Here is a 9,202-nt window from a genome sequence, read left to right on the forward strand (position 1 = left end):
ACCTGGGTTGGTGTTGGTATCAAGCGCAAGGGCCTGGGTGGCTTCTTCAAGGACATCACCATGCCTTCGGGTCTGCCGGTGTGGATTTACCCCATCCTGATTCCGATCGAGTTCTTCTCGAACCTGCTGATTCGTCCCGCAACTCACGCACTGCGTCTTTTCGCGACCATGTTCGGTGGTCACCTGGCGCTGATGGTTGCAGCCAGCATGGTGACCTACATGGTTGAGACTCTGGGTGGCATCGGCTACCTGGCTGCTGTTGCTCCCGGTGCTCTGGGCCTGTTCCTGTACTTCCTGGAATTCATGATTCAGTGCATCCAGGCTTATGTGTTCGCTCTGCTGCTGGCTGTGTACCTGCAGGGCTCGGTTTCCGAGGGACACTAAACTCTCTAGTTTTTTAGGTTTTCGCGTTCGTCATTGGGCGTGAATAAAGCAACCCACACGTTCACTGTGCGGGCTATTAACTCAAATCAAACTCTGTTCGGTCCGGGTATGCTCCCGGTCGAACACTGTTGAAAGGAAAAATAATGGTTGGTTCCATCACTGCGGTTGGCTACGGTCTGGCAGCTATTGGCGGCGGCATCGGCGTGGGTCTGATCTTCGCGGCATACATGACCAGCGTTGCTCGTCAGCCCGAGTCCCAGAAGACCCTGCAGCCCATGCTGTTCCTGGGCTTCGCACTGGTCGAGGCACTGGCAATTCTGGGCCTGGTTCTCGTCTTCATCAAGTAACCGGCTCTGCCACATCCTAAACGACCCATCCCATAGAACAGGATTCCCTCCATGATTTATCTGGCAAGCGAAGGGGGAGCGGAGGCAACTTCGAACCCCCTGATTCCCGACGTCGGGGAAATTGTCATTACCCTCATCGGATTCCTGATCCTCTACTACATCGTTGCTAAGTACGTTGTCCCGGCGTTCGAGAAGATTTACCAGGACCGTAAGGAAGCAATCGAAGGTGGCCTTGCCAAGGCCGAGAAGGCACAGGCAGAGGCTGCAGCGGCTCGCGATGAGTACACCCAGCAGCTCGAAAGCGCTCGACTGGAGGCTCAGAAGATTCGTGAAGAGGCACGCGCAGAGGGCGAGGCAATCATTGCCGATGCTCGCGAGCGTGCAACCGCTGAGGCTCAGCGCATTAGCGATAATGCAGCAAAGGCTATCGAGGCAGAGCGTGCGGCAGCAGCAGTGTCCCTCCGTTCCGAGGTTGGCACTCTTGCTACGACCCTTGCCGGCAAGATTGTGGGCGAAGCCCTCAACGATGATGAGCGATCGGCCCGTGTGGTAGATCGTTTTCTTGCTGACCTTGAAACCGAGAAGCAGAACGCAGGTGCGGCTCGGTAATGGCAGGAGTATCTACTGAATCACTGAGCAAGGTGGAAGAGGTGCTGGAAGCTCACGCTTCCCTGCAGCCTTTGAACCTGGCGAGCGAGCTTTTCGCTGTGGTTGATATTCTCGACCACAACGGCACCCTGCGCCGTGCTGTCACCGATTCTTCGCGTGATGCAGCAGCACGTCAGGGTATCGCTAACACCGTCTTCGGCGGCAAGATCTCTTCTCAGGCTATGGCTGTGCTCACCAGTGCGGTGGCTCAGCGCTGGTCTGATGATGCTGATCTGGCGAACGCCCTGGAGCGTGCAGCAGTGCTCGCCGTGACCGCATCGGCTCAGTCTCGCGGTGGCGTGGACGCCCTGGACGAGGTGCTCAACGAACTACTCACCTTTGTGCGTACCGTTGATTCCAACGCTCAGGCGCAGGAAGCGCTGTCCGACCATCAGGCAAGCAAAGAAGCAAAGAAGAAGCTCGCCGTGGCGCTCGGTGGCCCCGCCACCACCGCCGAAGGTGTGCTTCTGCTCGAACGAGTTGGCTCCAACCCCCGCGGCCGTCACGCTGCACGGGTAGCCGATGAGTTCGCAGAAATCATCGTCACGCGACAGAACCGTTACATTGCGCGAGTAACTAGCGCGATTACGCTGTCGCAGGCACAGCTTGAACGTCTCGGTCGCGCACTCAACGCTGTGTACGGCCGTGAGCTGAAGCTCGACGTTTCGGTGGACCCCGCCGTTCTGGGCGGTCTGCGTGTTCAGGTGGGCGACGAGGTGATCGACGGTACCGTCGAGACCCGCATGTCCGACCTGACTCGTTCCATCGGCTAGCGGCTCAAGCTAGCGACGCTGAACCGTTCGTCGCAACGGTGATTTAGAAGATACCTCGGGTAGCGGGTGCGTGGCTGATGCCTCCTTTACAGAAGCGGCGGCATTGCCCGCCCGTTCAACCCGAATTGCAAGTTTCGGTTGGTTCCGTTGACGGAACGCAACCACAATGAGAGAGCAGGGACACAAGATGGCCGAACTGACCATCAATGCCGAAGATGTCCGTAATGCGCTGAACGAGTTTGCAGCGTCTTACGAACCCGGCAATGCAGAACGTGTTGAGGTGGGTCGAGTTGTATCGGCCTCCGACGGTATCGCTCGTGTCGAGGGCCTTCCCTCGGTTATGGCGAATGAGCTGCTTCGTTTCGAAGACGGCACCCTCGGCCTCGCACAGAACCTGGATACCCGCAATATTGGTGTGATTGTCCTGGGTGACTTCACCGGTATTGAAGAGGGCCAGGTTGTACACCGCACCGGTGAGGTCCTCTCGGTGCCCGTTGGCGACGCGTACCTCGGTCGCGTTGTTGACCCCCTCGGTAACCCGATCGATGACCTGGGTCCCATTGAGTCCGAAGGTCGCCGCGCACTGGAGCTGCAGGCTCCCGGCGTGACCCAGCGTAAGTCGGTTCACGAGCCGCTGCAGACAGGTCTGAAGGCAATCGACTCGATGATTCCGATCGGTCGCGGTCAGCGTCAGCTGATCATTGGTGACCGCCAGACCGGTAAGACCGCTATCGCGATCGACACCATTCTGAACCAGAAGGACAACTGGGCTTCGGGTGACCCCAACAAGCAGGTTCGATGCATCTACGTGGCTGTTGGCCAGAAGGCATCCACCATTGCAGCTGTCCGCCACACCCTTGAGACTCGCGGCGCGCTGGAGTACACCACCATCGTGGCATCTCCCGCATCCGACGCAGCAGGCTTCAAGTACCTGGCACCCTACACCGGTTCGGCTATCGGCCAGCACTGGATGTACGGTGGCAAGCACGTCCTCATCATCTTCGACGACCTGTCGAAGCAGGCAGAAGCATACCGCGCTGTGTCCCTGTTGCTGCGCCGCCCGCCGGGACGTGAAGCATACCCCGGTGACGTCTTCTACCTGCACTCCCGCCTGCTGGAGCGTTGCGCTAAGCTCTCTGACGACCTGGGCGCAGGCTCGATGACCGGCTTCCCGATTATTGAGACCAAGGCAAACGACGTTTCCGCCTTCATCCCGACCAACGTCATCTCCATTACTGACGGCCAGATCTTCCTGCAGTCCGACCTGTTCAACGCTAACCAGCGTCCGGCAGTCGACGTCGGTATCTCCGTCTCCCGTGTTGGTGGTGCCGCACAGACCAAGGCTATGAAGAAGGTCTCCGGTACCCTGAAGCTGGAGCTGGCACAGTACCGTGCTATGGAAGCGTTCGCAATGTTCGCATCCGACCTGGACGACGCAACCAAGGCACAGCTGACCCGCGGTTCTCGCCTGACCGAGCTGCTGCGTCAGCCGCAGTACACCCCGTACGCGGTTGAAGAGCAGGTTGTCTCCATTTGGGCTGGTACCTCCGGTCACCTCGACGACATTGAGGTTTCCGACGTGCTGCGCTTCGAGGAAGGCTTCATCGAGTACCTGCGTCACAAGACCTCGGTACTGACCGATATCGCTTCCTCCGGCAAGCTTGAGGATGACACCGTTGCCGCGCTGAAGACCGCAATTGCTGAATTCAAGCAGGGTTTCAAGTCTGAGGGCAGCAGCCACCTCGTCGACGCAGGTCACGAGGAGCACAAGGCAGCTCGCGATAGCGACATCACTCAGGAAACCATCGGTTAGCGATTAGTCCTCGCCTTCTCCCCGCCTCAGCTATGAGGCTGGGGCGGGGCAGAAAGCAAGGAGAAAGGAAGCTCTATGGGAGCCCAGATTAGGGTTTACCGACAGAAGATTGCTTCGACGTCGTCTATGAAGAAGATCTTCAAGGCGATGGAGATGATCGCGACCTCCCGCATTAACAAGGCTCGTAACGCTGCTCAGGCAGCCGGCCCTTACGCGAACGCTCTGACCCGCGTGGTGACTGCGGTTGCGACTCAGCAGGGCATCAAGCACCCGCTGATTCACAAGCCGCACGAGTTCGGAACCCACGAACACCACCGCTCCGCAATCCTGGTTCTCACCAGTGACCGCGGCCTGGCTGGTTCGTACTCCTCCGCTATCCTGCGTCGTACCGAATCTCTGATTGAGAAGCTGCGCTCTAACGGCCAGGAGGTACAGCTGTACCTGGTTGGTCGTAAGGCAAAGGCTTACTTCGAGTTCCGTGAGCGCCCCTACGCTCGTGCGTGGGAAGGCCACACCGATGCACCTCGCGTTGAAACCGCCGTCGAAATTCGTGACGCGCTGCTCGAAGCCTACAACACGCCCATCGAAGAGGGCGGCGTAGACGAACTGCACATCGTGTACACCGAGTTCAAGTCGATGGTTGTTCAGGAACCCAAGATCCTGCGCCTGCTGCCCATCCACGTGGCTGAGGCAAAGGCTATGGGCGAGGAAATCGTTCCCGACCAGGAACTGACCAAGGCTGAGTACGAGCAGGCGGCATCCTTCGAGTTCGAGCCCTCCGCTGAGGATGTGCTCAACGAGCTGCTGCCGCGCTACGTTGCATCCCGTATCTTCTCCTGCCTCCTGCAGGCAGCAGCAAGTGAGCTGGCATCCCGCCAGCGCGCGATGAAGACCGCAGGTGACAACGCTGAGACGCTGATTACCAAGTACACCCGTTTGATGAACAACGCACGTCAGGCGGAAATTACTCAGGAGCTCTCCGAAATCGTGGGCGGCGCAGACGCCCTCGGCTCCTAGTATCGGTACGCCAACGAAGCCATCAACTGTCCAAACTTTCTAAGTAAGTGAGAAATATGACTGCCACCTACAACGAATCGGTCTCCGCACCGACTCAGGGCGCAACGGGTCGTATTGCCCGCGTCATCGGCCCCGTGGTCGACGTCGAGTTCCCCGCCGGTCAGGTCCCCGAGATTTACAACGCTCTGACCACCGAGCTGACCCTCGACGGTCGCACCCGCACCATCACCTTCGAGACCGCACAGCACCTGGGCGACTCGATCGTTCGCGCTATCTCCCTGCAGCAGACTGACGGCCTGGTCCGCGGTCAGGCTGTAGTCGACACCGGCGCACCGATCTCCGTCCCCGTTGGTGACGGCGTGAAGGGCCACATCTTCAACGTTCTCGGTGACGCACTTGACGTGCCGAACTCCGAGATCAAGGCTGACACCTACTGGCCGATCCACCGTGCCGCCCCCGGCTTCGCAGAGCTGGAAGGCTCCACCGAAATGCTGGAGACCGGTATTAAGTCCATCGACCTTCTGACCCCCTACATCAAGGGCGGTAAGATCGGTCTGTTCGGTGGTGCAGGCGTGGGTAAGACCGTGCTGATCCAGGAAATGATTACCCGTGTGGCTCGTAACTTCGGTGGTACCTCCGTGTTCACCGGTGTTGGCGAGCGTACCCGTGAGGGTAACGACCTGTGGGTCGAAATGGAAGAAGCAGGCGTTCTGAAGGACACCGCTCTTGTGTTCGGCCAGATGGATGAGCCCCCGGGAACCCGTCTGCGCGTGGCACTGACCGGTCTGACCATGGCGGAGTACTTCCGCGATGTTCAGAACCAGGACGTGCTGCTGTTCATCGACAACATCTTCCGTTTCACTCAGGCAGGTTCTGAGGTTTCCACCCTGCTGGGTCGCATGCCCTCCGCAGTGGGTTACCAGCCGAACCTTGCCGACGAAATGGGTCTGCTGCAGGAGCGTATTACCTCCACCCGCGGTCACTCCATCACCTCCATGCAGGCAATTTACGTGCCTGCGGATGACTACACCGACCCGGCGCCGGCAACCACCTTCGCGCACCTGGATGCGACCACCGAGCTCTCTCGTGAAATCGCATCGCGCGGTCTGTACCCGGCAATTGACCCGCTGTCCTCCACCTCCCGAATTCTGGACGCACAGTACATCGGTCAGGAGCACTACGACACCGCAATTCGCGTGAAGGCTATTCTGCAGGAAAACAAGGAACTGCAGGACATCATCGCGATTCTGGGTGTGGACGAGCTCTCCGAGGAGCAGAAGATCGTCGTGGCACGTGCACGCCGTATCGAGCAGTTCCTCTCCCAGAACACCTACACTGCAAAGCAGTTCACCGGTGTCGAGGGTTCGACCGTTCCGCTGAAGGACACCATCGAGTCCTTCCAGATGATCTGCAACGGCGATGTCGACCACATCCCCGAGCAGGCGTTCTACAACATTGGTGGTATGGACGACGTTATGCGCCGCTACGAGGAAATCAAGGCACAGACTGGAGCTAAGTAATCATGGCTCTGAAAGTTGAAGTTGTTTCCCGCGAACGCGTCGTGTGGACTGGCGAAGCGAACTACGTTCGTGCACGCTCCGTCAGCGGTGACCTCGGCATCCTGCCGGGCATGATCCCCACCTGCACGCTGCTGGCACAGGACGGCGAGCTGCTCATTGAACCTGTTGAGGGTGAGACCATTAAGACCATCCTCAACGCAGGTTTCTTGACCGTCTCGAACGATCACGTGACCATCGCTGCAAAGCACGCACAGATCTAAAGCCGGTTCCCCGTACAGGGAATTGACCGCTGTGTACACCTCGCCGGTGTTCCACCCCGAAAGGGGAGGGGGCACCGGCGATTGGTGTATCCGGGGTAGGTCGTGTGTGCAGAAGAGTGCGCGCGCAGAAAGAGCACACGCAGAACGACAGTGTGCATAGAAAAGGGGGCGCCTCCCATGTACCGGGAGGCGCCCCTCAAGCTATGTGTAGCCGCCTAGCGAGAGCCGTTTAGACCAGAGAGCCGTTTAGAACAGGCGGTCAGCCGAGTCGTCCACGCCGCGCATCGCGTCGTAGTCCAGGCTCACGCAACGGATGCCGCGGTCCTCAGCCAGGGTACGAGCCTGCGGCTTAATCGTCTGCGCCGCAAACACGCCGCGCACCGGTGCCAGCAGCGGGTCGCGGTTGAGTAGCTCCAGATAACGGGTCAGCTGCTCCACACCGTCAATATCGCCCACACGCTTGAGCTCGACCGCCACGGAGACGCCGTGCGCATCCTTCGCCATGATGTCTACCGGACCGATAGCGGTCGGGTACTCGCGGCGCACTAGCGAATAGCCCTCACCGAGAGTGTGGATCTGCTCGGCAAGCAGACGCTGCAGGTCAGCCTCCACACCGTCCTTGATGAGGCCGGGGTCAACACCCAAGTCGGTGGCGTGCTCGTGCTCAATCTTGTAGATACGAATCATGAGGCGGTCATCGCTCTTCGCCGCCTGAACGGTCCACAGCTGCTGAACATCGGACTCCAGGTCCTCACGGATGCTCTGCGGAACATCCTTGCGCTCAGCCACCAGCAGGGAGCAGGGAGGGCTCATCCAGTTCAGAGGCTTGTAGGAACCGCCGTCGGAGTGAATGAGGACGGAGCCGTCATTCTTGACCATCAGCAGGCGGGTAGCGCGGGGCAGGTGGGCGCGGAGGCGGCCCTCATAATCTACGGAGCATTCAGCAATGACAATACGCATCCGTCCACTTTACCAGTAGTGGGTCATTGTGCACACGCCGTCTGCGGGTTGGTTATTTATAGTCTCTCCCATGTGTAGGGTAGGCCCACGTGGGAGATACACCCAGTCTTGAAATACTGTACCGCACACTCAAAAGCCTGCTCTTGAGTCACTAATTCGTGTTCCGTGAAGAGGCTCAGCTGCCCACCCACCAGTATCTTAACTGTTGCTGTGTCACTCATCTGTGGGTTTCTGACGTTTAGAATGGTGCCCTCTTCACATCCGGTGAGTACATACCGTTGAGGACCTCCGCCGATCATGAGGTGGTTGTTATCGGGGTCTTTACTGGGATGATACAGGCTGAGCAGGGTGTGGTGGTTGGTGCCCAGACGTTTCAGCAAGGCCAGCAGTTCCCCCGTTGATACGATGGTGTGCTCTGTATCCTCGCTACGGTTTCCAACCCAGTGATCAAGAATAGCTTTCATGCGGCATTCTCCTAGGTGCGCTCATCATGATGTGGGTGATACATGAGTGTATTTTATAGTGTATGCGGGGGCAGCGTTGTTTCTTTGCCGCTGATAGCCCGGTGAGAAAAACCGAATACTTGAAACAATCAGAAAGTGCAGGCTATGAAAGATTTTGCGTATGGTCAGCCATTAGAAGCGACTGAGGCGGAAAAAGTAGTGCAGCGTCTTATCCGTGTCTTTTTCAGAGGACATATGCTCTGCTCAACACCTAATAACTCAAACGAAAATACAGTGAGTTTCTCGTATAAGCGACCATTCGGATGCGAAAGCGGCCAGCCTCAGCTGGTTCGCCCCCACCGGCTGGGTGAGCTTTTTCCTCACCAAATGCTTTATGTGCTGCGGCATTATGTGTATGACGGTCTTCAGTTGCCTGTCTTCACTGCTCTCAGCAGCGAGATCCAGCACGATTTAGAAGACGTGGATTCTATTAATTTCTACGAGCACGCCTATATTTTTGATAAAAATTTTTCGCGCTGTTTTTACGTTATGGATTCTTGCAATCTTCACGGCAATACATATGAGGCTATCCTCACCGAGTATGCTCCTTTAGACGAGACCCTGGTATAACCTTTAAAACTGGAATGGGTAGTGGCGCGGTAGAATAGGGCTCATGGCACGTAAGAATCATCCCGGCAGGCGAGCATCCGGCACCACCAGCGATAAGTGGCACCGTCAAGCACCCGCAGGGCGTGATATTAGCAGGATCCTCGACCCTGCGCCCCGATTGGAACGTGACCGATACGGTGACTGGCTGGTGCAATACATTCCCGCCGTCAACGCCCAAAAAACCTACACCTGCCCCGAATGCTACCGCCCGATCCCGCCCAGAACAGCGCATCTGGTGGTGTGGCAAGAAAGCCATACGATGGGCCGTAGCCGCGCTATTGATGAGCGCAGGCACTGGCATCAGCATTGCTGGCGAACCCGCCGTAAATAGGCTGAACACTGCACATAAGGTGCAACCCAAGACCAAG

12 protein-coding genes are annotated in these 9,202 nt (G+C 58.0%); 10 read left to right on the forward strand and 2 right to left on the reverse strand.

Features of this window, described 5'->3' with window-relative positions; translation table 11 throughout:
* The 8 genes from Q0216_RS00870 to Q0216_RS00905 all read left to right on the forward strand — a co-directional run.
* Nucleotides 1–384: F0F1 ATP synthase subunit A (locus Q0216_RS00870; RefSeq protein ID WP_298592174.1), on the forward strand; the 384-nt coding region annotated here is incomplete at its 5' end.
* A 143-nt stretch (nucleotides 385–527) separates the two neighbouring features.
* A complete protein-coding gene (gene atpE / locus Q0216_RS00875) occupies nucleotides 528–731 on the forward strand; it encodes an ATP synthase F0 subunit C (protein ID WP_005506461.1) in 204 nt (67 codons plus the stop codon).
* 51 nt (nucleotides 732–782) lie between these two features.
* Nucleotides 783–1,340: a F0F1 ATP synthase subunit B gene (locus Q0216_RS00880; protein WP_049326923.1), complete on the forward strand. Its 558-nt coding sequence runs from the start codon at nucleotides 783–785 to the stop codon at nucleotides 1,338–1,340.
* Nucleotides 1,340–2,152 (forward strand): F0F1 ATP synthase subunit delta, encoded by an 813-nt coding sequence (locus tag Q0216_RS00885; protein WP_298592178.1) that lies wholly within the window; start codon nucleotides 1,340–1,342, stop codon nucleotides 2,150–2,152. The genes Q0216_RS00880 and Q0216_RS00885 overlap by 1 nt, the downstream gene beginning before the upstream one ends.
* Before the next feature lie 187 nt (nucleotides 2,153–2,339).
* A complete protein-coding gene (gene atpA / locus Q0216_RS00890; RefSeq protein ID WP_298592179.1) occupies nucleotides 2,340–3,965 on the forward strand; it encodes a F0F1 ATP synthase subunit alpha in 1,626 nt (541 codons plus the stop codon).
* A 75-nt stretch (nucleotides 3,966–4,040) separates the two neighbouring features.
* Nucleotides 4,041–4,982: a F0F1 ATP synthase subunit gamma gene (locus tag Q0216_RS00895; RefSeq protein ID WP_298592181.1), complete on the forward strand. Its 942-nt coding sequence runs from the start codon at nucleotides 4,041–4,043 to the stop codon at nucleotides 4,980–4,982.
* A 56-nt stretch (nucleotides 4,983–5,038) separates the two neighbouring features.
* Nucleotides 5,039–6,502, forward strand: a complete 1,464-nt coding sequence (gene atpD, locus Q0216_RS00900; protein WP_005507810.1) for a F0F1 ATP synthase subunit beta — start codon at nucleotides 5,039–5,041, stop codon at nucleotides 6,500–6,502.
* 2 nt (nucleotides 6,503–6,504) lie between these two features.
* A complete protein-coding gene (locus Q0216_RS00905; RefSeq protein ID WP_049354847.1) occupies nucleotides 6,505–6,762 on the forward strand; it encodes an ATP synthase F0F1 subunit epsilon in 258 nt (85 codons plus the stop codon).
* A gap of 246 nt (nucleotides 6,763–7,008) precedes the next feature.
* Here Q0216_RS00905 and nucS read toward each other — a convergent pair whose 3' ends face one another.
* Both nucS and Q0216_RS00915 read right to left on the reverse strand, forming a co-directional pair.
* Nucleotides 7,009–7,722, reverse strand: coding sequence for an endonuclease NucS (gene nucS / locus Q0216_RS00910; RefSeq protein WP_298592184.1), 714 nt, complete (start codon nucleotides 7,720–7,722; stop codon nucleotides 7,009–7,011).
* Nucleotides 7,723–7,778: 56 nt separating this feature from the next.
* Entirely contained in the window at nucleotides 7,779–8,186 is a 408-nt protein-coding gene (locus tag Q0216_RS00915) for a hypothetical protein (protein WP_298592186.1), read from the reverse strand.
* A 144-nt stretch (nucleotides 8,187–8,330) separates the two neighbouring features.
* Here Q0216_RS00915 and Q0216_RS00920 point away from each other — a divergent pair, with 144 nt between their 5' ends.
* Together Q0216_RS00920 and Q0216_RS00925 are read left to right on the forward strand one after the other, a co-directional pair.
* Nucleotides 8,331–8,795, forward strand: a complete 465-nt coding sequence (locus tag Q0216_RS00920) for a hypothetical protein (RefSeq protein WP_294643023.1) — start codon at nucleotides 8,331–8,333, stop codon at nucleotides 8,793–8,795.
* Nucleotides 8,796–8,838: 43 nt separating this feature from the next.
* Nucleotides 8,839–9,165 (forward strand): ATP/GTP-binding protein, encoded by a 327-nt coding sequence (locus tag Q0216_RS00925; protein WP_080562540.1) that lies wholly within the window; start codon nucleotides 8,839–8,841, stop codon nucleotides 9,163–9,165.
* Nucleotides 9,166–9,202: the final 37 nt, after the last annotated feature.

Origin of the sequence: uncultured Rothia sp. (assembly GCF_937976295.1) — a bacterium.
Lineage (GTDB): Bacteria > Actinomycetota > Actinomycetes > Actinomycetales > Micrococcaceae > Rothia.